At 66.9% G+C, this 23,881-nt stretch carries 26 protein-coding genes; 8 read left to right on the top strand and 18 right to left on the bottom strand.

All coding sequences use genetic code 11. The features are described from left to right. Positions 1-6: 6 nt before the first annotated feature. The 3 genes from AC1DS6_RS25835 to AC1DS6_RS25825 form a co-directional block, all read right to left on the bottom strand. Positions 7-303, bottom strand: coding sequence for a hypothetical protein (locus AC1DS6_RS25835; protein ID WP_441631451.1), 297 nt, complete (start codon positions 301-303; stop codon positions 7-9). A 291-nt stretch (positions 304-594) separates the two neighbouring features. Next, positions 595-798 carry a CsbD family protein gene (locus AC1DS6_RS25830; protein ID WP_045236210.1) on the bottom strand — a complete coding sequence of 68 codons (204 nt, stop codon included), beginning with the start codon at positions 796-798 and terminating at the stop codon, positions 595-597. A gap of 75 nt (positions 799-873) precedes the next feature. After that, entirely contained in the window at positions 874-1,455 is a 582-nt protein-coding gene (locus AC1DS6_RS25825; protein WP_441631449.1) for a hypothetical protein, read from the bottom strand. Between the two features lie 255 nt (positions 1,456-1,710). On the opposite strand from AC1DS6_RS25825, the gene AC1DS6_RS25820 reads away from it, so the two are divergent. Then, on the top strand, positions 1,711-2,262 hold the full coding sequence (locus AC1DS6_RS25820) for a YcnI family copper-binding membrane protein (RefSeq protein ID WP_477103455.1): 552 nt from the start codon (positions 1,711-1,713) through the stop codon (positions 2,260-2,262). Between the two features lie 66 nt (positions 2,263-2,328). Here the strand turns inward: AC1DS6_RS25820 and hslU are convergent, their stop codons facing one another. The 4 genes from hslU to AC1DS6_RS25800 all read right to left on the bottom strand — a co-directional run bounded on the left by hslU (position 2,329) and on the right by AC1DS6_RS25800 (position 6,706). Further along, positions 2,329-3,660, bottom strand: coding sequence for an ATP-dependent protease ATPase subunit HslU (gene hslU, locus AC1DS6_RS25815; protein ID WP_441631445.1), 1,332 nt, complete (start codon positions 3,658-3,660; stop codon positions 2,329-2,331). A gap of 89 nt (positions 3,661-3,749) precedes the next feature. Further along, positions 3,750-4,286 carry an ATP-dependent protease subunit HslV gene (gene hslV / locus AC1DS6_RS25810; RefSeq protein ID WP_006162714.1) on the bottom strand — a complete coding sequence of 179 codons (537 nt, stop codon included), beginning with the start codon at positions 4,284-4,286 and terminating at the stop codon, positions 3,750-3,752. 238 nt (positions 4,287-4,524) lie between these two features. Next, entirely contained in the window at positions 4,525-5,511 is a 987-nt protein-coding gene (locus AC1DS6_RS25805; protein WP_276289090.1) for a tripartite tricarboxylate transporter substrate-binding protein, read from the bottom strand. 295 nt (positions 5,512-5,806) lie between these two features. Next, complete coding sequence (locus AC1DS6_RS25800) at positions 5,807-6,706, bottom strand: alpha/beta fold hydrolase (RefSeq protein ID WP_441635942.1); 900 nt, start codon at positions 6,704-6,706, stop codon at positions 5,807-5,809. A 230-nt stretch (positions 6,707-6,936) separates the two neighbouring features. Between AC1DS6_RS25800 and AC1DS6_RS25795 the strand changes: the two genes are divergently transcribed. From AC1DS6_RS25795 to AC1DS6_RS25770, 6 genes are all read left to right on the top strand, one after another. Continuing rightward, a complete protein-coding gene (locus AC1DS6_RS25795; RefSeq protein WP_276286661.1) occupies positions 6,937-7,413 on the top strand; it encodes a Fur family transcriptional regulator in 477 nt (158 codons plus the stop codon). Between the two features lie 102 nt (positions 7,414-7,515). Continuing rightward, the gene (locus AC1DS6_RS25790) at positions 7,516-8,598 is read left to right on the top strand and encodes a CobW family GTP-binding protein (RefSeq protein WP_441635939.1); all 1,083 of its coding nucleotides are present in this window, start codon (positions 7,516-7,518) and stop codon (positions 8,596-8,598) included. A gap of 574 nt (positions 8,599-9,172) precedes the next feature. Next, positions 9,173-9,592, top strand: coding sequence for an RNA polymerase-binding protein DksA (gene dksA / locus AC1DS6_RS25785; protein WP_035874393.1), 420 nt, complete (start codon positions 9,173-9,175; stop codon positions 9,590-9,592). Positions 9,593-9,844: 252 nt separating this feature from the next. Next, positions 9,845-11,158, top strand: coding sequence for a zinc metallochaperone GTPase ZigA (gene zigA / locus AC1DS6_RS25780; protein WP_441635935.1), 1,314 nt, complete (start codon positions 9,845-9,847; stop codon positions 11,156-11,158). Continuing rightward, entirely contained in the window at positions 11,148-11,615 is a 468-nt protein-coding gene (locus tag AC1DS6_RS25775) for a hypothetical protein (protein WP_441635933.1), read from the top strand. The genes zigA and AC1DS6_RS25775 overlap by 11 nt, the downstream gene beginning before the upstream one ends. A gap of 167 nt (positions 11,616-11,782) precedes the next feature. Then, positions 11,783-13,951: a TonB-dependent receptor gene (locus AC1DS6_RS25770; protein WP_477103454.1), complete on the top strand. Its 2,169-nt coding sequence runs from the start codon at positions 11,783-11,785 to the stop codon at positions 13,949-13,951. Positions 13,952-13,996: 45 nt separating this feature from the next. Here AC1DS6_RS25770 and AC1DS6_RS25765 read toward each other — a convergent pair whose 3' ends face one another. Both AC1DS6_RS25765 and AC1DS6_RS25760 read right to left on the bottom strand, forming a co-directional pair. Beyond that, entirely contained in the window at positions 13,997-14,620 is a 624-nt protein-coding gene (locus tag AC1DS6_RS25765; protein WP_441635929.1) for a glutathione S-transferase family protein, read from the bottom strand. A 55-nt stretch (positions 14,621-14,675) separates the two neighbouring features. After that, entirely contained in the window at positions 14,676-14,918 is a 243-nt protein-coding gene (locus AC1DS6_RS25760) for a hypothetical protein (RefSeq protein ID WP_441635927.1), read from the bottom strand. Here AC1DS6_RS25760 and AC1DS6_RS25755 point away from each other — a divergent pair. Further along, positions 14,908-16,491: an ABC transporter substrate-binding protein gene (locus tag AC1DS6_RS25755; RefSeq protein ID WP_441635925.1), complete on the top strand. Its 1,584-nt coding sequence runs from the start codon at positions 14,908-14,910 to the stop codon at positions 16,489-16,491. The genes AC1DS6_RS25760 and AC1DS6_RS25755 overlap by 11 nt on opposite strands. A 67-nt stretch (positions 16,492-16,558) precedes the next feature. On the opposite strand, the gene AC1DS6_RS25750 is transcribed toward AC1DS6_RS25755, so the two are convergent. The 9 genes from AC1DS6_RS25750 to bioB form a co-directional block, all read right to left on the bottom strand. Next, on the bottom strand, positions 16,559-17,131 hold the full coding sequence (locus AC1DS6_RS25750) for a GNAT family N-acetyltransferase (RefSeq protein WP_441635923.1): 573 nt from the start codon (positions 17,129-17,131) through the stop codon (positions 16,559-16,561). A 97-nt stretch (positions 17,132-17,228) separates the two neighbouring features. Then, positions 17,229-17,825, bottom strand: a complete 597-nt coding sequence (locus AC1DS6_RS25745) for a GatB/YqeY domain-containing protein (protein ID WP_441635921.1) — start codon at positions 17,823-17,825, stop codon at positions 17,229-17,231. 59 nt (positions 17,826-17,884) lie between these two features. Then, positions 17,885-18,817 carry an MBL fold metallo-hydrolase gene (locus AC1DS6_RS25740; protein ID WP_441635919.1) on the bottom strand — a complete coding sequence of 311 codons (933 nt, stop codon included), beginning with the start codon at positions 18,815-18,817 and terminating at the stop codon, positions 17,885-17,887. 27 nt (positions 18,818-18,844) lie between these two features. Further along, positions 18,845-19,525: a 2-hydroxychromene-2-carboxylate isomerase gene (locus AC1DS6_RS25735; RefSeq protein ID WP_441635917.1), complete on the bottom strand. Its 681-nt coding sequence runs from the start codon at positions 19,523-19,525 to the stop codon at positions 18,845-18,847. A 54-nt stretch (positions 19,526-19,579) separates the two neighbouring features. Then, positions 19,580-19,828 carry a DUF1289 domain-containing protein gene (locus AC1DS6_RS25730; protein ID WP_441635915.1) on the bottom strand — a complete coding sequence of 83 codons (249 nt, stop codon included), beginning with the start codon at positions 19,826-19,828 and terminating at the stop codon, positions 19,580-19,582. 78 nt (positions 19,829-19,906) lie between these two features. Then, positions 19,907-20,428, bottom strand: a complete 522-nt coding sequence (locus AC1DS6_RS25725; RefSeq protein WP_035874416.1) for a YbaK/EbsC family protein — start codon at positions 20,426-20,428, stop codon at positions 19,907-19,909. A gap of 26 nt (positions 20,429-20,454) precedes the next feature. Next, positions 20,455-21,390, bottom strand: coding sequence for a hydroxymethylglutaryl-CoA lyase (locus tag AC1DS6_RS25720; RefSeq protein WP_477103453.1), 936 nt, complete (start codon positions 21,388-21,390; stop codon positions 20,455-20,457). An 85-nt stretch (positions 21,391-21,475) separates the two neighbouring features. Next, complete coding sequence (locus AC1DS6_RS25715; protein ID WP_441635911.1) at positions 21,476-22,417, bottom strand: 2-hydroxyacid dehydrogenase; 942 nt, start codon at positions 22,415-22,417, stop codon at positions 21,476-21,478. 372 nt (positions 22,418-22,789) lie between these two features. Beyond that, positions 22,790-23,836, bottom strand: a complete 1,047-nt coding sequence (gene bioB, locus AC1DS6_RS25710) for a biotin synthase BioB (RefSeq protein ID WP_441635909.1) — start codon at positions 23,834-23,836, stop codon at positions 22,790-22,792. Between the last annotated feature and the right edge of the window lie 45 nt (positions 23,837-23,881).

Raw genomic sequence — 23,881 nt, 5'->3', positions numbered from 1 at the left:
CCGCGCTCAGAGGCGCAACTGCACGTAGTCCCAGTCCAGATCGTCCTCCCGGCCGGCGGCTTGCTCGGCCAGGCGCAGGGCGTCGCTGGCATGGCGATCGGCACGCGAGCCCAGGTCGCCGGCCTGCACCGCCAGTTCCACCGCGGCTTGCGGGGCGGCGCGAGTGTGCACGGCACGCTTGAGCGCCACGGACGCGCCCGACTGGCGCAGCGCGGGCGCCGCCTCCGGGCGCGCGCACAGGAACACGGTTGCAGCGGCGAGGCCGCACAGCACCCCGAACGAAGACAGTAGCTCGCGTTTCATTTCGGTTCTCCTGCCTGGTTGGTTTGTGAGTGGGTGGATGCGAGCCGGTGAGCGGCGGTGGCGGCGAATTCTCGAATCCGCTTGGGAGCGGTCGGGATTCCGTGACTCGCGGAACCGGCGCCGCGCCGCTAAAAACCCGCCGGACATGCATCGCGGCGGGTGGTAACCGGCCGGCTGCGATCATTGGACCGAGCCGGCCGCCACTTTGGCATTGCATCGCTGTGCGCACCAGTGCGCTTACGAATGCTTACCTGCTTTACTTTTGTCTTTTTATCTTTACTTTTTTAAGCTTTACCAGCGTGTGTCACGCTCCCACGCCTTCAGCTCATCTTCCACGCGCTCCTTCGTATAGCCGTAGCGCTCCTGAATCCGGCCGGCAAGCTGATCCCGCTTGCCCTGGATCTGAGTAAGGTCGTCGTCGGTGAGCTGGCCCCACTTTTCCTTCACCTTACCCTTGGCCTGATCCCACTTTCCTGCGATCTGATCCCAATTCATGGTCGACTCCTGGTTCGTGTTTGCTGCGATCAGCCCGCAGACGGGCTGATTGGGTATTTCGTGCGTGGCTATGACTTACTTGGCGTACTTGGCCTTCACGTTGGCCTGGCACTTGTCCTTGGCATCGCCGGACATGGCATCGCACTTTTCCTTGTCAGCCTTGTAGGCAGCTTCCACGGTGTCCTTCCTGGCATCGGCGCGCGCTTCGGCGACGTCGGTGCTGGTGCCGGTGGCGGCAGCCTTCTCGACCTTGGCCACACCGAGGGCTTGCTCGTGGGCCACCTTGGCTTCCTTCACGCATACGTCCTTGTCATTGCCCTTGCGGTCGTCGCACTTTTCCTTGGCCACGCTGTAGTCGCCATCCGCCTTGACCTTGTCCGCCTTGGCGCGCGCCTTTTCCGTGCCATCGCGGGCGGCCTCCGCGTTGGCCTTGGCCACGTCTTCGTCGCGCTTGGCTTCCTTCACGCAAACGTCCTTGGCGTTGTCCTTGAGGCTGTCGCACTGGGCGCGTGCAGCCTTGTAGTTGGCGTTAGCGGTTTTCACGGCCGCGTCGTAGTCCGCTTTGGAACCTGCTGGTGCGGCATGCGCCAGCGTGAAGGCGGCAGGGCCGGCAAACATCATCGAACACACTGCTGCGCTCAGCCATTTCTTCATCATGTCGTGCTCCTTTTCAGTGGCGGAATATTGTGGAGAGCGGCCTCGTCGCCAGGCACCTGCCTGGTGCGATCCGCGTTTGCCCACACCGTAGATACAGAGTACGTACAGGCCCTTCCCGCAATCAGGCGTCACGCTCCGAAAGCCGCGTAAGACAAATCCGACATGATTCCCGGGGCACGCAGCCCTGCGGCGCTCCGCCGCAGCGCCGAGGAGCGCCATCGGCGCTAGACTGGCGCGCTTCCCAGGAGAATCCACATGACCGCATCCCGCCTGCTGCCCGCAGTAACCATCGCGCTGGCCTCGCTCGGCGCAAGCTGGGCCCCCGCAGCGCTCGCGCACATCGTGTTCGGGCAGAAGACCGCCACCGCCGGCAGCTACTTCAAGGGTGCGCTGATGGTGGGCCACGGCTGCAACGGCAGCGCCACGCGCGCCATTACCGTGACTATCCCGGAAGGCGTGCAAGGCGCCCATCCGCAACCCAAGGCAGGCTGGCAACTGGAAGTGAAGCGCGCGCCGCTGGCCAAGCCCTATACCTCGCACGGCAAGACCGTGAGCGAGGACGTGCGCACGCTGCGGTGGTTCGCCGGCTCGCTGGCCGACGCGCATTTCGATGAATTCGTGATGTTGATGAAGCTGCCGGAGCAGGCTGGCAAGCTGTATTTTCCGGTGGTGCAGGAGTGCGAGGACGGCCGCACCGAGTGGACACAGATCCCCGCCGACGGCCAGAGCCTGCGTGAGCTGAAAACGCCTGCGGCGGAACTGGAACTGACCGCGCCGACGCCGGCGGGGCATGTGCACGCGCATTGAACGGGCGCAGCAAACGACAAAAAGGGCGCACCGTGATGCGCCCTTTTTGATCCTGACTGCTATCGACTACAGCACGTAGCGCGACAGGTCTTCGTTGCCGGCGAGATCGCCCAGGCGTTCGTCCACATAGGCCGCATCGATGGTGACCGTCTCGCCCGAGGACCTGGTGGCGTGGAAGGACAGGTCCTCCAGCAGCCGCTCCATGACCGTGTACAAGCGGCGCGCGCCGATGTTCTCGACCTTCTCGTTGACCGAGAAAGCAATCTCGGCCAGGCGGCGGATGCCGTCCGGCGCGAACACCAGCTGGACCTGCTCGGTGTTCAGCAGCGCCTGATATTGCTTGGTCAGGCTGGCGTCGGTCTGGGTCAGGATGGCTTCGAAGTCGGCAACCGACAGCGATTCCAGCTCGACCCGGATCGGGAAGCGGCCCTGCAACTCGGGGATCAGGTCGCTGGGCTTGGACAGGTGGAAAGCACCCGAGGCAATGAACAGGATGTGGTCGGTCTTGATCATGCCGTACTTGGTGTTGACCGTCGTGCCCTCGACCAGCGGCAGCAGATCGCGCTGCACGCCCTGGCGCGACACCTCGCCGCCGCCCACTTCGCTGCGGCTGGCGATCTTGTCGATCTCGTCCAGGAACACGATGCCGTTCTGCTCCACATTGGCAACCGCCTTGTGCTTGACCTCTTCGTCATTGAGCAGCTTGGCGGCTTCCTCGTCGATCAGCAGCTTGAAGGCCTCGTGCACCTTCATCTTGCGGCGCGCCTTCTTGCCCTGGCCCAGGCCCGCGAACATGGTGCGAATCTGCTCGGTCATGTCTTCCATGCCCGGAGGGCCCATGATATCCATATTGGGCGAGCCGGCGGAAACCTCGAGCTCGATCTCCTTGTCGTCGAGCTGGCCTTCGCGCAATTTCTTGCGGAACACCTGGCGGGTGTTGGAATCCTTTTCCTCGGGCTGGTTGAAGCCGATATCGCGCGGCGGCGGCAGCAGTATGTCGAGCAGGCGGTCCTCGGCGGCTTCCTCGGCCTTGGTGCGCACCTTTTTCATTTCGGATTCGCGGGCCTGCTTGACCGCCATCTCGGCGAGGTCGCGCACGATGGTGTCGACGTCGCGGCCCACGTAGCCCACCTCGGTAAACTTGGTGGCCTCGATCTTGATGAACGGCGCATCGGCCAGCTTGGCCAGGCGGCGCGCGATCTCGGTCTTGCCGACGCCGGTCGGTCCGATCATCAGGATGTTCTTGGGCGTGATTTCCTGACGCAGGGGCTCTTCCACCTGCTGCCGGCGCCAGCGGTTGCGCAGCGCGACCGCTACCGCCTTCTTGGCCTTGTTCTGGCCGATGATGTGCTTATCGAGTTCGGAAACGATTTCCGACGGGGTCATGGTATGCGACATGGTATCCGTTCAGTGGAAGACGGGCCGGAGCGCGGCGGCCCCCGGTCCCAGGCGGCCGCGCGTCGAGGGACTACGCGGCCGTCCGACGCTCATTCCAGCGTCTCGATGACGAAATTGGTGTTGGTGTAGATGCAGAGTTCGCCGGCGATGCCCAGCGACTTTTCCACAATGTCCTTGGGCGAAAGCTCGGTGTTCTCCACCAGCGCCTTGGCCGCCGACTGCGCGTAGGCGCCGCCCGAGCCGATCGCGGCCACGCCACCCTCGGGGTCGAGCACGTCTCCGTTACCGGTGATCACCAGGGTGGTGTCGCGGTCGGCCGTGATCAGCATGGCTTCGAGCCGGCGCAGCGCGCGGTCCGAGCGCCAGTCCTTGGCGAGGTCAACGGCGGCGCGGGTCAGGTTGCCCTGGTACTTCTCCAGCTTGGCCTCGAAGCGATCGAGCAGCGAGAAGGCATCCGCGGTGCTGCCGGCAAAGCCGACCAGTACCTTGCCGTTATAGATGCGCCGCACCTTGCGTGCGGTGCCCTTCATCACAATATTGCCAAGAGTGACCTGGCCGTCACCGCCGACTGCAACCTGGTTGCCGCGCCGGACGCTGACGATGGTAGTGCCGTGATACTGTTCCATGGTGGCTTCGCGAGAATATGTCTTGGACGTAGGTGGCGACGGGTGCGGGCGAATTCAAGGGCCACCGCGCCGGCCATCCCTGGCGCCCCCCGCCGGACCGAAAGCAACCAGATCAATATAGACGAGGAGGCCACAGCAAGCGCGGGGGCGCGGCGGGCCGTGGGATGAAAAACAAAAAGGCCACGCATCGCGCGTGGCCTTTTCTGCATCCGGGCTCGCGCCCCGCGGGTGGCGGCGATCAGTCCGCGTAGACGCCGGCCTTCTTGATCACCGGGCTCCACTTGCCGATTTCCGCCGACAGGAAGGCCTTCAGCGAATCCGGCGTGGCGCGCTGGGCGGGCACTGCCTCCGCACCCAGCTCGGCCATCTTGGCCCGGAAGGTCGGGTCCGTCACGGCCTTCTGCAGTGCGGCGGAGAGCTTGTCCACCACCGGCTTGGGCGTGCCCTTGGGCGCGTACATGGCGTGCCAGATCTTCACTTCGACACCAGGCAGGCCCTGCTCGGCGGCCGTCGGGATGTCCTTGAAGGCTTCCACGCGGCGGCTCTGCATGGCGGCGTACGGCTTGAGCGCGCCCGCCTTGAGCTGGCCGGCGATATTGGTGGTCTGGTCGCACATCAGGTTGACCTGGCCGCCCAGGATATCGGTCAGCGCCGGCGCCGTGCCTTTGTAGGGCACCGTGGTCAGGTCGGTCTGGATCGCGCTCAGGAAGAGCAGGCCGCACAGGTGCGAGGCAGAGCCGATGCCGGCGTTGGCCATCGACAGCTTGCTGGCATTGGCCTTGATATAGGGCAGCAGTTCCTTGAAGCTGGCGGGCGGCAGGTTCTTGTTGCCGATCATCACCATCGGCACGTCGGCGATCTCGCCCACGGTTTCGAAGTCCTTGAGCGGATCGAAGCCGAGGTTGCGGTACAGCGCCGGCGCGGTGGACATGCCGATATGGTGGATCAGGATGGTGTAGCCATCACCCTTGGCCTGCGCAACCTTCTTGGCGCCGATGGTGCCACCCGCGCCGCCCAGGTTCTCGATCACCATCGTGGTACCCAGGTGCTTGGACATGATCATGACCAGCTCGCGCGACACCTTGTCGGTCGGGCCGCCCGCGGCGAACGGCACCACCACCGAGACCGGCTTGCCGCCCGGGAACTCCTGTGCCTGCGCGCCCGCATGCATCCCCATCACGCCGACCGTCAGCGCGGCAGCCACAAACTGTGCAACTCGTTTCATGCTTTCTCCTGGATACCCTTCTGTTCCCGTACCGGCACTGCCCCGGCCGGAGTGGCGCGCCCTGTCGGGCGCGGCCGCCCCTGCGCCGCCGGCCCGATCGGGGCGGCGGCGCCGACCATGACGCGGGCGCAGCGCATACGGCCGGCGCGGCTTGGGCCGCGCGACCGGAGCGCAATGCTATCAATGTCGAAAAATGGCAAATATCCGGAAATACCCGCTAAGACATTTCTTCGCCGCGACACACCAAATGTATTCAATGCGCTACAGACAAGTCTTGAGCTGGCTCAACAGAGGCTCAACAGAAGAAGGCGAGCATTTCCTCCTGCAGCACCCCGGGCGCTTCCTCGGGAATGTAGTGCCCGCACGGGACCGCGCGGCCGCTGACATCGCTCGCCACCTCCTGCCACAGCGACAGCGGCTCGAAGCAGCGCGCCACCACGCCGTGCTCGCCCCACAGCACGCGCAGCGGGCAATCGATCTGGCGGCCATCCGCGCGGTCGGCGCGGTCGTGATCCTGGTCGATGGTGGCGGCCGCACGGTAGTCCTCGCACATGGCGTGCACATGGGCCGGATCGCGCATGGCGGCTGTGTAGGCGGCCATCGCGTCAGGCACGAAGGGACTCAGGCCGGCGTGGCGCAGGCCCATCAGCTTGTTAAGGTAGAACTCCGGCTCGGCATTGATCAGCGTCTCCGGGAACGGCGCCGGCTGGATCAGGAAGAACCAGTGCCAATAGGCGGCGGCAAACGCCATGCTGGTGCGTTCGTACATGGCCAGCGTAGGGGCGATGTCGAGCAGCATGGCGCGCGAAATCCGGCCGGGGTGGTCCACGCACAAGCGGTGCGCCACGCGGGCGCCGCGGTCATGGGCGCATAGCGCGAAGGCGTTAAAGCCCAGGCGCGCCATCACCTCCACCTGGTCCTGTGCCATCGCGCGCTTGCTGTAGTTCTCGTGGCCGGTGTTGCCCGGCGGCGCACTGCTGTTGCCATAGCCGCGCAGGTCGGTGGCAATGACGGTGAAACGGTCGGCCAGCGCCGGCGCCACCTTGTGCCAGATCAGGTGGCTCTGCGGATGCCCGTGCAGCAGCAGCAGGGGTGGGCCCGAGCCGCCCCGCACGCCGGCGATGGCGACCTCGCCGAGCTGCATGCGGAAAGGCTCGAAATTGGGAAACAGCAGGGCGCTGGCATCGTTCTGCATTCGGGTCTCCTCGGATTCTCCGGAACTGCGGCCGGTCTGCGGCGCCCATGCTTGCCCTTGCGCCTCGCGTGCCGCCTGCTGGCGATGATAGACGCAAAGCAGGCGGGCGGCGGCAAAGGCATCAAGCAGCACCGAGTTGACGCAACTGAATTGCATCACCTGGGACGCTATGGTTAAATCGGTCCATGAGCAGCAGCCCCTCCCCTACCCAGGACATGCCTTCCTCCGCCATGACACCCGCGCCGGGCACCCTGGACGCCGCCCACGAGCGCCTGCGCGAGCTGGGCGCCCGTGTGACCCAGCCGCGCCTTGGCATCCTGGCCTGCCTGATGGAAAGCCATGAGCCGCTGACCCACCAGGCCGTGATCGATCGCATGCCGGCCGACGGCGAAGCGATCGACCGCGTTACCGTCTACCGCGTGCTCGACTGGCTGGTCGAGCAGGGACTGGCCCAGAAGCGGGCCGGCCACGACCGCGTATTCCGCTTCAGCCTGGTCGAGCACGAGGCAGCCCGCGCGCAAGTGCACCGGCAGCACAGCCATTTCCACTGCAACCGCTGCGACCGCACCTTCTGCCTGGACGGCGTCAGCGCGCCGGCACAGGCCGCGCCCAAGGTGCCCAGCGGCTTTGCCGTGGAGCACGTGGAACTCACCGTCAACGGCGTTTGCGCCGAATGCGGCGCACGCACCCATGGCCGGCAAGGCTGAGCGAGGGGGCTGCTTGCCCGCCCCACACAAGAACGAAGTTATCCTGGCCACACTTGCCCGCGCACACGACAGGCCAAGCGGCATCCCTTCCCGGAGAAAACAATGTCCAAACTGACCCCGGTCACCATCCTGACCGGCTTCCTCGGCAGCGGCAAGACCACCCTGCTCAAGCGCATCCTGAATGAGCAGCACGGCATGAAGATCGCCGTGATCGAAAACGAGTTCGGCGAAGAAAACATCGACAATGAGATCCTGGTGCAGGATGGCCGCGAGCAGATCGTGCAGATGAGCAACGGCTGCATCTGCTGCACCATCCGCGGCGACCTGGTGGCGGCGCTGTCGCAACTGATGACCCGGCGCGATGCGGGCGAGATCGATTTCGACCGGGTAGTGATCGAAACCACCGGCGTGGCCAACCCCGGCCCGGTGGCCCAGACGTTCTTCATGGACGACGAGATCGCCCAGCGCTACCTGCTCGACGCCGTGATCACCCTGGTGGACGCCAAGCACGCCAACCAGCAACTCGACAAACAGGAAGAGGCGCAGCGCCAGGTCGGCTTTGCCGACGCCATCTTCATCACCAAGGCGGACCTGGTGGCGGAAGACGACATCGGCGACCTGCGCCACCGCCTGCTGCACATGAACCCGCGCGCGCCCGTGCGCACGGCGCATTTCGGCGAAGCGCCGATCGACACCATTTTCGACCTGCGCGGCTTCAACCTGAACGAAAAACTGGAAATCGACCCGGATTTCCTGCGCGCCGAGGCCGAAGAGCACGATCACGACCATGGGCACGAGCACGCCCACGGCGAGCATTGCGGCGACAACTGCGGCCATGACCACCACGATCACGGCCACAAGCACGACCACCACCACCATCACCATCACACCGATCGCATCGGCTCTTTCGTCTTCCGTAGCGAAAAACCCTTCAACTACGGCAAGCTGGAGGAATTCCTGTCCGGCATCCTGTCGGTCTACGGGGAAAAACTGCTGCGCTACAAGGGCGTGCTCTATATGGACGCGGTGGACCGGAAAGTGGTCTTCCAGGGCGTGCACCAGTTGATGGGCAGCGATATCGGCGCCAAATGGGGCGATGAAACCCCCGGCACCAAAATGGTCTTCATTGGCGTGGACCTGCCCAAGGACGCCATCCTGAAGGGCCTGGCCACCTGCCTGGCCTGAGCCCGCCGGACCCCGCAGCCCGCCCTGGCGCCCCCCTCCACCGGAGGGAGGCGGGGATATCAGGGAAAACTCCCCGCTTTTCTCCCATATCTCCAAATTTTTTGTTCAAGTACAATAGGCTGGATTTAGTGCGGGTAACGTAGCCTTTTGTCTTTTGGTCATGGCGCCCGCAATGCAGGGCGGCGGTCGTCGTCAGCATGAGGCGGGCTGCCGGCAGGTGCGGTCGCAGTGCTTGATGCGGAGACCGCCCTCCGCTTGGGGCACCCGTCACGCGCCGTCATCGATCGACGCGAGAGAGAGGTGTCCCATGGTAGCCGCAACGAAAACGAAAGAAAGCCGCAGCAAAAGCAGCAGCGCTGCGGCCGAGACGCTGAAGGCGCAGTCCATGGAGGCTGCGCCTGCTCCCCGCGGCAGTACGGCGCACGCCGGTGCGGGCGAGGCCAAGGGAGGCACGCAAAGCAGCAAGACTGCAGCCAGCCAGAGCGAAACGTCCGCACCGCGCAAGCGGCCGGACACTGCACCCGAGCGGACCAAGACGCCGCCGGTCGCACCAACAAGAGAATCAGCAGCAACCATGAGCAGCAATAAACTTCTGACTGAAGCTGAAATCCTGAAGATGGGCGACAAGGATTACATGAACGAGGCGCAACTCGCCTTCTTCAAACATCGCCTTGAGCAGCTGCGCGACGATATCCTGAAGAACGCCGATCAGACCACCGAGCATCTGCGCGAAACGGTCATCGTGCCGGATCCGGCCGACCGCGCCACCATCGAGGAAGAGCATGCGCTGGAACTGCGCACGCGCGACCGCGAGCGCAAGTTGCTCAAGAAGGTGGAGCAATCGCTGGCCCGCATCGAATCCGGCGACTACGGCTGGTGCGAGGAAACCGGCGAGCCGATCGGCGTGCCACGCCTGCTGGCGCGCCCCACCGCCACGCTCTCGCTGGAAGCCCAGCAGCGCCGCGAACTGCGCCAGAAGCTGTTCGGCGACTGATCCGCGGCCTGCCCGCGCTGCCCGACGGCCCGGTTCTCCGGGCCGTTTTGCTTGGGCACATGCCACTGGCCGGGCACGGCGCCCTTTCGTCTTTCGCCTTTGTGGTGTCACAGTCACGGGCCTATCATTAGGAACGGCGGGATTCTTGCGGCCAACGCGCCTTGAATTGCCTGCTTTCCCGACCGCTTTCTGATACAGTCGCAACTTTGTTGCAATAACGCGTGCCGCCCTGCCCCGGCGCGCCTAGATGCCATGGCCGATCGCCTGCCCGTCACCGTGCTGTCCGGATTCCTCGGTGCCGGCAAGACTACCCTGCTCAATCATGTACTGGCCAACCGCGAAGGCAAGCGGGTGGCCGTGATCGTCAACGACCTGGCCGATGTCAACATCGATGCCCGGCTGCTTGGCGACGGCATGCTGGCGCAGGCCGGCGAGCGCCTGATCGAACTGACCAACGGCTGCATCTGCTGCACGCTGCGCGAGGACTTGCTGACCGAGATCGGCAACCTGGCGCGCGAGGGCCGCTTCGATTACCTGCTGGTGGAGTCGACGGGCGTGGCCGAGCCGCTGCCCATCGCCGAAACCTTCACCTTCGAGGACGAGCACGGCGTGGCGCTGGACAGCATCGCCCGCCTCGACACCATGGTGACGGTGGTCGATGCCGCCCACTTCCTGCAGGATTTCAACGAAGCCGATTTTCTCCAGGACCGTGGCCAGGCCCGCGACGAGGACGACGACCGCACGGTGGTCGACCTGCTGATCGAGCAGGTCGAGTTCTGCGACGTGATCGTGCTCAACAAGCTCGACCTCGTCAGCGAGACCGAGCGCGAGCGCCTCGCCGGCATCCTGCATTCGCTCAACCCGCGCGCCAGCATCGTACCGGCGAGCTTCGGCGAAGTGCCGCTGGACAGCATTCTCGACACTGGCCGCTTCGACTTCGATGCCGCCGCCGCGGCACCGGGCTGGCTGGCCGAACTGCGCGGCGAGCACGTGCCGGAGAGCGAAGCCTACGGCATCGGCAGCTTTGTCTACCGCCGCCGCCGCCCCTTCCATCCGCAGCGCTTTGCCGACCTGATCCATACCGAGTGGCTGCGCGAGCATGGCACAGTGCTGCGCTCCAAGGGCTTCTTCTGGCTGGCCACGCGCATGCACGCGGCCGGCACCTGGGGCCAGGCCGGCGGCGTATGCCGCCACGGCGGCGCCGGCGCCTGGTGGGCCGCGCTGGACCCGGCCGAATGGCCGGAGGACGAAGCAGGCCGCGCCGAACTGCTAGCCGACATGACGGTGGACGGCAAACCCGGCCCTTATGGCGATCGCCGGCAGGAACTGGTGCTGATCGGCCAGGATCTGGACCGCCCCGCGCTCGAGGCCCTGCTCGATGCCTGCCTGCTGACCGATGCCGAAATGGCGGACGGCCCCGACGCCTGGGCGCAGTATGCCGACCCGTTCCCGAGCTGGGATGACGGCCTGGAGGGCGAGGGCGACGATCACGAGCATGGTGAGGACTGCGGTTGCGATGACCACGGTCATCACCACATGCACGTTCACGGCGGGCATGGACACTAACCCCCCGCCGCTCTGGCAACGCCTGCAGCGCCGCCGCGCCCGCGGCCTCGGCCTGTGGCCGGCGCTATGGCTGGCGCTGTGCCTCTTGCTGGCCCAGCATGCCGGCCTGACGCACCGCATCCATCACGGCGGGCTGCTCAGCCCGCCACAGCAGGCGAACACCAGTAACGGCGAGTTTGACGCTGGCCACGACGGAGCCGCCGTCACGGCCTCCGGCACCGACGCGATCCAGGCCGCCGACCCCGGCCAGCCCTTCTCGCTGAAGCTGGCGGGGCACTTCTGCGTCTTGTTCGATGGCGCCACAGTGGCCGCCAGCCATTGCGGCACGCCGGTCATGCCGGCGCTCACGCACCTGCAATCGCCGGTTCCGTTCAGCGTCGGCTGGCGCCGGCCTGACCTGCGGCATCCCCAGCCTTTCCGCTCGCGCGCACCTCCGGCCGTTCACGCTCAAGCCTGAACCCCGGGCGGCGGCCACCCTGCCGCTGCTCGCCGCCTGACGCAACGCGCCACGCTTCCGAACCGCCCTGCCCGCCGCCGCCCAGCGCATTTCGCGCCGGGCGGTGCATGGCCGGCGCTCGCATGCCAGCGCCCAGCGTTCGATAGCATCCAAGAACACCGCGAGCCATGTCTTTCCGCCTCCAACAAGAACACCGCGTGCGGCGCACGCCGCTCGCCGCCATTGCGGCCCTGATCGCCTCCGCCTCCGTTTCCACCGGCGCCTTCGCGCAAGGCGCTCCCGCCGCTCCGGCACCTGCCGCCGCCCCCGCCAGCGAGGCAACGCCGGCGCCCTCGGCCACCCTGCGCGAGGTGGTCGTCACCGCCAACCCGCTGGGCAGCGAGCTCACCGACCTGGTGGCGCCGGTCTCCTCCCTCGGCGGCGATGCCCTCACCGTGCGCCAGGGCAGCACGCTGGGCGACACCCTGGACAAGCTGCCGGGCGTGTCCTCCAGCTACTTCGGCCCCAATGCCAGCCGCCCGATCATTCGTGGCCTGGACGGCGACCGCATCAAGGTGCTGCAGAACGGCGGCAGCACCATCGACGCTTCCACGCTGTCCAACGACCACGCCGTGGCGCTCGACCCGCTGGTGGCCGAGCGCATCGAGGTGGTGCGCGGCCCGGCCGCGCTGATGTACGGCGGCAACGCCATCGGCGGCGTGGTCAACGTCATCGACAACCGCATTCCCAAGGAGCCGATCGAGGGCATCGGCGGCGCGGTCGAAGCCAGCGCCACCGCCGGCGGCGACGTCGCGCGCAACTCCAGTGGCCTGATCGAGGCCGGCAACGGCCAGATCGCCATCCACGCCGATGCCTTCGTGCGCAAGACCAGCGACCTGCACATTCCCGGCTACGCCCGCAGCGCCGCCCTGCGCAACAGCCAGCCGCTTCCGGACGGCGAAAGCGAAGCCTACGGCCGCCTGCCCAACACCAGTTCGCAGCAGCAAGGCGGCTCGCTGGGCGGCTCCTACACCTGGGCCGACGGCTTCGTCGGCGCCAACTACAGCGAGTACCACAACGCATACGGCACGCCGGCCGAGAGCGACGTACGCCTCCAGATGCACCAGCAACGTTTCGCGCTGGAGGGCGAGGCTCGCAACCTGACGGCCAATACCGGCGGCTTTATCGAATCGGTCAAGGGCAAGTTCAGCTATACCGACTACGAGCACAAGGAAATCGAGGGGGGCCAGACCGGCACCATCTTCAAGAACAATGGCTGGGATGCGCGCTTCGAGGCCAAGCACGCGCGTATCGGCAACATGACGGGCGTGATCGGCACCCAGTTCGGTTCGACCCGCTTCTCGGCGCTCGGCGAGGAGGCCTTCGTGCCGACCACCGATACCGACAATGCCGCGCTGTTCGTCTTCGAGGAAATGCCGCTGACCGCCGACGGCGACCTCAAGCTCAACCTGGGCGGCCGCATGGACCACACCAGCCTGAAGTCTTACGCCAACGGCAACGACCGCTTCGCCGACGCCAGCCGCAGCTTCAACGCCGGCAGCGCCTCGGCCGGCCTGCTCTACAAGCTGGCGCCGGCCTGGTCGCTGACCAGCAATCTGGCCTACACGGAGCGCGCTCCCACCTTCTACGAGCTGTACGCCAATGGCCCCCACCTGGCCACCGGCTCATGGGAGCAAGGCGACCCCAACGCCGCCAAGGAGCGCGCCACCTCGCTGGACCTGGGCGTGCGCTTCAAGTCCGGTCCGCACAGCGCCGGCATCTCCGGCTACTACAGCCGGTTCTCGAACTACCTGGCACTCACCAACACCGGCACGGCACGCGACGCGGAAGGCGATTTCGTGACCCCAGGCAGCGCCGGCGCGCTGCCTGTGATGCAGTACATGGGCGTGCCGGCCACGATGTATGGCTTCGAGGCCGAAGGCAAGGCGCGCGTGGCGCAGAAGCTGCTGACCGGCAGCGACACCCTCGACCTGGAAACCCGCGCCGATTACGTGCGCGGCGAGAACCGCAGCACCGGCCAGCCGCTGCCGCGGCTGGCGCCGCTGCGCCTGGGCGGCTCCCTGGTCTATGGCGCCGGCCCCTGGGGCGCGCGCGCCGACGTGACCTACGCGGCCCGGCAAACCCGTGTGCCGGCCAATGACACGCCCACCGATGCCTACACCCTGCTCGGCGTGTCCATCACCTACAAGTTCAAGGTGGCGGGCTCCCAGACCCTGGTCTACCTGCGCGGCGATAACCTGACCAACCAGGATGCGCGCATGGCCACCTCGATCCTGCGCGACATTGCGCCGCTGCCGGGGCGTAGCGTCAAGCTGGGCGTGCGCACGACGTTCTGAGCACGGCCCGGGGCGCGAACGGGGGTGCAGCCCCCGCTCCGGGCCTCAGGCAATCCCGTTGCGGCCGTGCCGCGCGAATCCTTCGCGCGCGCCGAGCCGCTCGAAGTAGGCCGCCACCGCGGGGAAGGCGGGGTGCGCCAGCGGCGTGGCATACCAGCGGTTCACCGACAAGCCGATCGGGATGTCCGCGAGCGTGAAGCGCTCGCCGGCGACATAGGCGCCGGTGTCTGCAAGCTGCCGCTCCAGGATGCCGATATGCCTTGACCAACTGGCGACGGAGACGGCGATCTCCCGCTCGTCCCGGTGCAACGGCGATTGCCGAACCAGCGCCATGAAAGCGTAGCGCCACGCATTGTTCAGCTCCGTCGCCTGCCAGTCCATCCATTGATCCACCCGGGCGCGCTCCCGCGCGGTGCCTGGGTAAAGGGTGCCATCGCCGTAGCGCGACGCCAGGTAGCGGATGATGGAGTTCGACTCCCACAGCACGAAGCCATCGTCGTCGATCACCGGCACCATGGCGTTCGGATTCAGCACGAGGAATTCCGCGCTATCCGTCGCGCGATAGCCTGAACCCCAGTCCTCGCGCACGAACGGCAAGCCGAGTTCGTCGCAGCACCAGAGCACTTTGCGGACATTGATGGAGGAGGCTTTTCCGAGAATTTTCAGCATGGATGGGCGGCGCCGCTGGCGGAGTGGATGCGGCGTCCACTATACGGCGCGACTGTCAGGCCGCACAGGAACAGTTGCGCTGTTTCACGGCGAGCCACTCCGCCCGTTCGTGCCACACAGCAGGGAAAACACGCGGCAAAACGGCACGCCGGCTGTGCATGGCCGCATCGTGCCGGTGCATCCGGCGCTGCGGGTCTGCCCGCCTTGACATGGATGTCTGCGACTCCCGACAATCCCTGCACAGCATCTTGCGCATCTTGCGCATCACGCCGACCAGGGACTCATCGATGACCATCATCCGCCGCGCCCTCGGCGCCGCAGCGCTTGCCACGAGCCTTGCCTGCGCCGCCCTCTCCCCGACCGTTTTTGCCGCGGGCCTCACCATCGGCCTGTCCGGGGACATCACCTCGCTGGATCCGCATTATCACAACGTCACGCCCAACGCGAACGTGGCCGAGCATATGTTCGAAGCCCTGATTGCCAAGGACGAGAAGATGCGCTTCAAGCCGGCGCTGGCGCTATCGTGGAAGCCGGTCGACGACACCACCTGGGAGATCAAGCTGCGCCCCGGCGTGAAGTTCCACGACGGCAGCGAGTTCACCTCGGCCGATGTGGTCTACTCGCTGAACCGCCCCGCCACGGTCAAGAACAGCCCCTCGCCATACACCATCTACACCAAGGGCTTCAAGGACATCGTCGCGGTCGACAAGCTGACCGTGCGCATCACCACCCACGGCCCCTACCCGCTGGTGCCCAATGACCTGTCCACCATCTACATGGTGTCGAAGAAGGTCGCCGAGAACGCCACCAGCGAAGACTTCAACAGCGGCCGCGCGATGGTGGGCACCGGCCCCTACAAGTTCGCCAGCTTCCGCAAGGGCGACCGCGTGGAACTGACCCGCAACGAAGCCTACTGGGGCAACAAGCCGGAGTGGGACACGGTCTCGCTGCGCATCCTCACCAACGATGCGCCGCGCGTCGCAGCATTGCTTGCCGGCGACGTGCAGGTCATCGAGAACGTGCCCACGTCGGATATCCGCAAGCTCTCGGCCGATCCCGGCGTGAGCGTGTTCAAGGTGTCCACCTTCCGCATGATGTACCTGCACCTCGACACCAATCGCGATGTCACCCCCTTCGTCACCGACAAGGCCGGCAAGCCGCTGGCGAAGAACCCGCTGAAAGACCCGCGCGTACGCGCCGCGATCTCGCACGCCATCTCCCGCCAGGCCATCGTCGACCGCGTGATGGAAGGCGCCGCCGAACCCACTGGCCAGCTGGTCAACGCCACGCTCTTCGGCTATGTGCCGGGCCTCAGGCCCGATACCTTCGATGCGGCTGGCGCCAGGAAGCTGCTGGCCGAAGCCGGCTACCCGGACGGCTTCCAGCTCACGCTGCATGCGCCCAACAACCGCTACGTCAACGACGAACAGGTCGCGCAGGCCATCGCCTCCATGCTGTCGCGCATCGGCATCCAGGCAAAGGTGGAGGCCATGCCGTCCGCCACCTTCTTCACGCGCGCCAACAAGCTGGAGTTTTCCTTCTTGCTGGCCGGATGGGGTGCGGATACCGGTGAAGCGGGATCGTCGCTGAAGTCGCTGCTGGCAACCTATGACCCGGCCAAGGGCTGGGGCGCATCCAACCGCGGGCGCTACAGCAACCCGGCGCTGGACGCCAAGCTGACCACCGCGCTGACCACTATCGACGATCGTGCCCGCGAGAAGCTGCTGCAGGAGGCCACGGAAATCGGGATCAAGGACTATGGCGTGATTCCGCTCTATTTCCAGATCAATGTCTGGGCGGCGAAGAAGGGATACAAGGTAACGCCGCGGCAGGATGAGCGCACCTACGCGTTTGCCATCACCAAGGGTTGACGGGCGCAAGCTGTCGAGCTGGCCGATCTCGTATTCGATGGCCTGGCACAGACAGCTTCCCTTCGTTTCATGTCTCCTTGCCCGCGGCCGGGCCGGCATTGCGGTACCACGGCGGCACCAGCGAATACATCGCCGCCGCGCACGGCACGCCGTGCAGCACCAGCCGGTTGCGCGCGATGCATTCGAACTGCGCGCCGATCCTCCCGGCCACGGCGCGGCTGGCCACGTTGTGCTCCGCGGCGACCACCTCCAGCCGCGTCAGCCCGAGCCGGTGGAATCCATAGCAGGCCATCAGTTCCGCCGCGCGCGCGCCCAGTCCCTGCCGCTGCCGGCTCTGGCGGATCCAGTAGCCCAGGTTGGCGAAGTTGTAGTCCCGGTTGATCTGGTTGATGGAGACGCCCCCGTACAACTCCCTGCCGTCCGGCGCGAACACGCCGACATCGTAGGCCTCGCCGATGCCCATGTTCTCGGTGCACATGTCGACCCAGTTCTCCGCATCGCGCACGGTGTAGCCCGCGTGGCACCACGGCAGCCACTTGCCCACCGTGTCGAGCGATTCGTGCACGGCCGCCACGAACTGCGGCACGTCGGTATAGCGAAAGGGACGAAGCAGAAAGCCTTGGCCGTGGAGGGATTGCATGATGCGTCCTTGCGACTAGGTCAGCGGAGGAGTTGCCGGCACCCACTCCCGGCGGTGCATCGGGCGCTCCCTGCCAGTCAGTGTAGCAACCCGCCGCTCATCGCGCCTTCCTGGCTTCGGCGATCAGCAACCGGGCCTGCACGCGCGCATGCAGCAGTGCCATGTCGGCATGGCGCAGTCGGGGGTTGCGGCTGAGTGCGGCCATCACCTTGCCGGACTGATGCGCGGTAGCGATGCCGGCTTCGGCAGCGGTGTTGTCGATCAATGCATCGAGCTCCGGCTCCGACAGCGGATGGGCAATGTGGGCGGCCAGGCTTAGCGCGGTGTCGTCGAAGCGGGCGCCGTCGTCGAAATGAATCCAGCCTTCAAGCGTCACGGGCAGGCCGTGCGGGTCGAGCTCGCCGAAGCGCAGCTCGCTGACGTCGACCGCGTGATGGCGGCCGTCGACGTAGATCGAGCCGTCGATATAGCCGGGCTCCGGGTTGAGCGGGAACAGCAGGCGCCGGCCTGCCAGTCCTTCCAGGCTTTGCGAGGGCAGGCTCACGCCATCGAGACGGATCGCGGTACGCACCGGCGCGCCGCCGAGCACGAAGGGCGCCAGTTCGATCTGCAGGTCGGCGCCGTGCGCGTGGATGGCCGAGGGCAGGAGATGCGCGACCAGCGGCTGGAGCAATGCGACGGGAAAGGCAGGCATGGGCGACTTCCTCGCAAGGGATCGGGGCAGGCGCAAGCGCCAGGGCGGGGCGCCGCCGCTCAGTCCCGGTTGTACACCTCGCCGTCTGCCAGCGCCAGCGCGCCCGCTGCGGCGAGGGATTCCAGCACCCGGTCCAGGACCTGCGCCATGTCCTGCCCGGCCATGAAGCGCGCGTGAATGCGCTGCATCAGGGGCGCCTGCGCCATCCACGCCAGCAGCGTGTCGCGCGGCATGCGCTGCTGCTCCAGCAGCTTGAACTTCACCAGCACCTTGACCGCGTGCGCGGCGTTGCGCCCGGCATCGCCGCTCAGGTAGGCCAGGCGCCCGCCGGCAACGTCGAGCGCGGCGGCGACGTTCGTGAACGGCCGCCCGTGGCCGGGAATCACCACGCGCACATCCAGCCCGGCGATGCGCTCCAGCACGGCCGCCTGCTCGGCGAAACCGCTCTCGCCGTCGAGTTCCGGGAAGATCACGCCGAAGCCGCTCTCCCACAGCGCATCGCCCGAAATCAGGATGCCTTCCTGCGGCGCGAACAACATCACCGCATGGGGATCGTGGCCGGGCGCCGCCACCACCTGCCAGTCCATCCCGCCCAGGCGCAACACATCGCCGTCCTGCACCACGCCGTCGAAGCCGAAGCGGTCGCACTGCTGGCCGGTGGCGCTGTAGCTGAGGGCGTCCACATCCCACGCGCGCACCGCCCCGGCCTCCGCGGCGGGGATCAGCGTGCGCGGTTGCCAGCGGACCTGCAGCGCGGCATTGCCGCCGCAATGGTCGGAGTGCAGATGCGTGTTCACGAGGCGCCGCAGCGGCCGCCCCCGCAGGCCGGCCTCGACCAGCGCCAGCGTCTGCGGCGCATGCGTGACATAGCCCGAATCGACCAGCGCGGTGTCGTCGCCGTCCACAAAGAGGATGTTGTTGGCCGACAGCCAGCCGCGCTCGAAGACGCGCATGGTGGATGGCAGGGTGGGAGGCGCGAAGGTGGCTGGCATCGGGCTATCGGTTAGTCAGGGCTAATATCAGCGGCCGGCGGCCGGGGTGGGCGCATCGGCGCGCCCCGTTCCCACCGGCAAGTCGGCGGCGGCACGGAACGCGCCGGAGGCAAAGAAGGGGTCATGGTTCAGCCGTGCAGCCAGCATGTCGAGCGCATCGAGGCCCCAGAACAACTGGCCCTGGGCGTCGCCCTGCAGCACGGCGGTGGGCACGCCGAACACGCCGCGCGCCACGGCTTCGTCCCCGTGTTCGCGCAGGCGCGCCTTGACCGCGTCCCGCGCCAGCGCAGCGGCGGGTACGCCAAGCAGGGCGCACAGCGCGTCGAATTCCGCCTGCTGCTGCGGCACATGGCCTTGCTGCCAGACAAAGCGGAAGACCGGCGCCAGGGTGGCGTGCGTTAGCCGGCCCTCGAGTTCCAGCGCTACCGCCAGGCGCAACAAGGGCAACGGATTGAAAGGATGCACCGCAGGCATGGCGAGCCGGATGCCGTCGCGGTGCGCGATCCATGCCACATGTTCGAAGGTGAAGCGGCGCTTGGGCGCGATCTCGGCCGGGCCGACATTGCCCCAATGGCGCAGCAGCCCGGCAAACAGCAGCGGCACGTAGCGTACCGTGGCATGGGCCGGCAAGGCCCGGGGCAGCCGCTCGAACGCGAGGTAGGCGAACGGCGAGATCGGGTCGAAATACCAGTCGATGGCGTTTGTCATGGCCGGATCACTCCGTGGTGTTGGGGTGGACACGCATGGCAGCCGCCGGCGCAGTCAAGGCGCCGCCCGTGCGGCGAGTTGCGCGGCGCGCGGCGGCAACAGCAGCCAGATCCTGCGCCGCTCGGCCTCGTCGCTGCCGGACCATGCGGCAATCTCGCCGATGGTGCGCAGGCAGCCTTCGCAGTAGCCGCTGGCGGCATCCATGCGGCATACATTGCGGCAAGGCGACGGTACGGGCTGCGCGCGCTGCGCGGCTTGCGCGCCGCGCGTGAGTTCGGCGGCCAGGCGGGTGGCTTGCGACATCGGATCAGTCCCTGCCAGCCATGGGCGCCTGTGCGGCGGCGGTCGCGGCGCGGGCGATGCCGGGTGCGAGTGGCGGCTTCATGCGGAATCGCGCTGCGCCACATCGGCCACTTCGGCCCCGGTCATGCGCTGCAGCTCTTGCGGCGTGAGGTTGAACACCGCGTGCGGATGGCCGGCGGCGGCCCACAGGCTGTCGTAGCGGAACAGGTCGCTGTCGAGCAGCATCACCGGCGCCACCGCGTGGCCGATCGGGCAGACGCCGCCGATGGCGTAGCCGGTCTTCTCGCGCACGAACCTGGCGTCGGCCTTGCCGAGCTGGCCCACCACGGCGGCCACCTTGGCTTCGTCGACGCGGTTGCTGCCGCTGGCGATCACCAGCACCGGCGCGTCGTCCGCCACGCGGCGAAAGATGATGGATTTGGCGATCTCGGCCACCGAGCAGCCGAGCCCGGCCGCGGCCTCGGCCGAGGTCTTGCCGGTGGCGGGCAGCATGACCACCGGCTTGTCGTGGCCGAGGCCGGCCAGCAGGCCGGCGACGCGCTGCGCGGCTTCGGGCAACGCTGCCGTGTCCCCGGCGTTGTCAGGAGTGCGAATGTTCATGTCGGTAGGGTGCGAATGGCAATGCCTTACACGCAGGCGGGCGCGGCGTCGGCACCGGCGCCCCACTTCGTCAGCAGCGCGCGTCCGACGCGCGAGCTGTTGGCGCGGCCGATCGACTGCGAGATGAAGTCGCCCGCCCGCACCACCTGCTCCAGGTCCACGCCGGTGTGGATGCCCATGCCGTGCAGCATGTACAGCACGTCTTCCGTGGCGACATTGCCGGTGGCGCCCTTGGCATAAGGGCAGCCGCCGAGACCGGCCACCGACGCGTGGAAGATCGAGATGCCGACCTGCAGGCTGGCCAGGATATTGGATAGCGCCTGGCCATAGGTATCGTGGAAATGGCCGGAGAGGCGGTCGATGGGGAATTCGGCGGCCACCGCGTGCATCACCTCCTGCACCCGGCCCGGCGTGCCCACGCCAATGGTGTCGGCGATGTCGATCTCGTCGCAGCCGAGATCGCGCATGCGGCGCACCACATCCACCACCGCGTGCACCGGCACTTCGCCCTGGTAGGGGCAGCCCAGCGCGCAGGAGACGCTGGCGCGCAGTCGCAAGCCTTTCTCCTTGGCGGCGGCGGCCACCGGCTCGAAGCGCGCGATGGATTCTGCGATCGAGCAATTGATGTTCTTTTGCGAGAAGGCCTCGCTGGCGGCGCCGAAGATCACGACCTCATCGGCGGACGCGGCCACCGCGCCTTCGAATCCCTTCATATTGGGCGTGAGCACCGAGTACAAGGTGCCGGGCCGGCGCTGGATGCGCGCCATCACATCGGCGCCGTCGGCCATCTGCGGCACCCATTTGGGCGAGACGAAGGAAGCGGCTTCGATATTGACGAAGCCGGCATCGCTCAGGCGGTTGATCAGCTCGACCTTGACCTCGGTCGGCACCATGGCTTTTTCGTTCTGCAGGCCGTCGCGCGGACCGACTTCGACGACTTTCACATAGTGGGGCAGGTTCACGATGTCTCCTCGTTTCGGATAGCCGCGCAGGCGCGGCGTATCCGGTGCATGGCACCGGGGCGCTCCGCCCCGGTGCCCGGTTCGTTCAATAGCCGCGTTGCAGGTCGACCACGCCGGCGATCGGCTGGCCCGCGCGCAGCGCGCGGATCTTGCCCGCGATCTGTTCAATGCTGTCTTCGCGCAAGGTCAGCGCCGCAATATGCGGCGTGATGGTGATGCGCGGCTCGGACCAGAAGGGATGGTCGGCAGGCAGCGGCTCGGTGCGGAACACGTCGAGCATGGCACCGGCAACCTGGCCGGATTGCACCGCGGCCAGCAGGTCTTCCTCGACCAGGTGCGGCCCGCGCGCCACGTTGACCAGGTAGGCGCCCTTGGCGAGCTTGCCCAGCAGTCCGGCATCCAGGATGTTCTCGGTTTCCGGCGTCAGCGGCAAGACATTGACCAGCACGCGCAGCCCGTCCAGGAAGCCGGCCTGGCCAGCCTCGCCGGCAAAGCCCTGCACGCCTTCGACTTCGCGCGCCGTGCGGCTCCAGCCACGCACCGGGAAACCGAATCCGGCCAGCGACTTGGCGATCTGCGCGCCCAGCGTGCCTACGCCCATCACGCCGATGGTGAAATCGGCGCGGCGGTGCGGCTTGAGAAAACGCCAGGTACCGGCCTGCTGGGCCAGCGCGTATTCGTCCAGGCGGCGGAAGTAGCGCAGTACCGCGTGCGTCACGTAGTCGATCATCTGGGCGGCCATGCCGGCATCGTCCAGGCGCACGATGGGCACGCCGGCCGGCAGTGCGTTCGCGTCGGTGTCGCGCAGGCTCAGGATGCCATCCACGCCGGCGCCGAGATTGAAGACCGCTTTCAGGTCGGTACGCCCGCGCAGCATCTCCAGCGGCGGCCGCCAGACCACGGCGTAGTCCACCTGCTCATTCTTGCTGTCTTCCCAGGTCAGGCATTGCGCCTCGGGCAGGGCTTCGGCAAAACTGTCGATCCAGGGCTGGTAACGGCCGTCCGGTACATACAACTGCAACTTCATCTCATCTCCACTCTGGTTTTGTTTCTATTTTCGCAGAGGATGGGCGTTGCCTGCGGTTTTCTTGCGGCAGGCGCGCCCTGGAGGCGGCGGCCCGGCCGTTTCCGGCCCGGAAGGACAGCAACCGCGCGCCTTAACCGGCGTCTGCCAGCGGGCCGGTCCAGACAGGTGCCACGTGACGCTGGCCGCTGAACACATGAAAGGTATCACCTTCCGCATGGCCCTGCCCGCAGTGCAGGGCACTTGCCGGGATCGACACGGATGTCGCCGGCGGCGCACCGCACCCCCGAAAGGCGCGGTGCCGGGATCCGCAGTGCGGAACGCCTGCGATGTCACCAACCGGGCGCAGGCAAAGCGGTCACGGGGCCGGCCGGCTTACCCGGCGTAGCCCTCGGTGCGGATATCCAGCCGGGACAGCAGGGCGCGATCGCGGTCGGCCTGGGGATTGGCGGTGGTCAGCAGCCGGTCGCCGTAGAAGATGGAATTGGCGCCGGCCATGAAACACAGCGCCTGCAGCGCATCGTCCATGGTCTCGCGGCCGGCGGACAGGCGCACCATGGCGCGCGGCATGGTGATGCGCGCCACCGAGATGGTGCGGACAAATTCGAACGGGTCGATCGGCGCCGTGTCGGCCAGCGGCGTGCCCTTGACAGCCACCAGGTTGTTGATAGGCACCGACTCGGGGTACGGGTCGAGGTTGGCGAGCTGCGCGATCAGCCCGGCGCGCGCCTCGCGCGATTCGCCCATGCCGACGATGCCGCCGCAGCATACGTTGATGCCAGCCTCGCGCACATGGCCGATGGTGTCCAGGCGGTCCTGGTAGGTGCGGGTGCCGATGATCTCGCCGTAGAACTCGGGCGAGGTATCGAGGTTGTGGTTGTAGTAGTCCAGCCCGGCGTCCTTCAGGCGCTGGGCCTGCTCGGCCTCCAGCATGCCGAGCGTGACGCAGGTCTCCAGGCCCATGGCCTTGACCTCCTTCACCATCTCGATCACCGGCTCCAGGTGACGGTCCTTGGGGCTGCGCCAGGCGGCGCCCATGCAGAAGCGGCCTGCGCCGCTGGCCTTGGCGGCGCGCGCGGCTTCCAGCACATCGTCCAGTGCCATCAGCTTGCCGGCCGTGACGCCGGCATCGTGGTGCGCGCTCTGCGGGCAGTAGCCGCAATCCTCTTCGCAGCCACCGGTCTTGATCGACAGCAGCGTGGAGAGTTGCACGGCATTGGCGTCGAAATGCTCGCGGTGCACCTGCTGGGCGCGGAACAGCAGGTCGTTGAACGGCAGCGCGTACAGCGCGGCAACTTCGGCCACGGTCCAGTCTCCGGGCCTGGCCGCGGGCGCGGTCTCGGTGAAGCGGCGGGCTGTCTGGCGCAGGGTGTCGGCGGAAATGGTGGCTACGGTGTCGGTTGCGAGGGAAGTGGTGGTCATGATTGTTATCTGTTCCAGTAATGCTTTCGGTGTATTCGGTTTCTG

It is taken from the genome of Cupriavidus sp. 05L310 (assembly GCF_056398185.1).
This window is presented reverse-complemented; position numbering and strand designations above follow the sequence as displayed.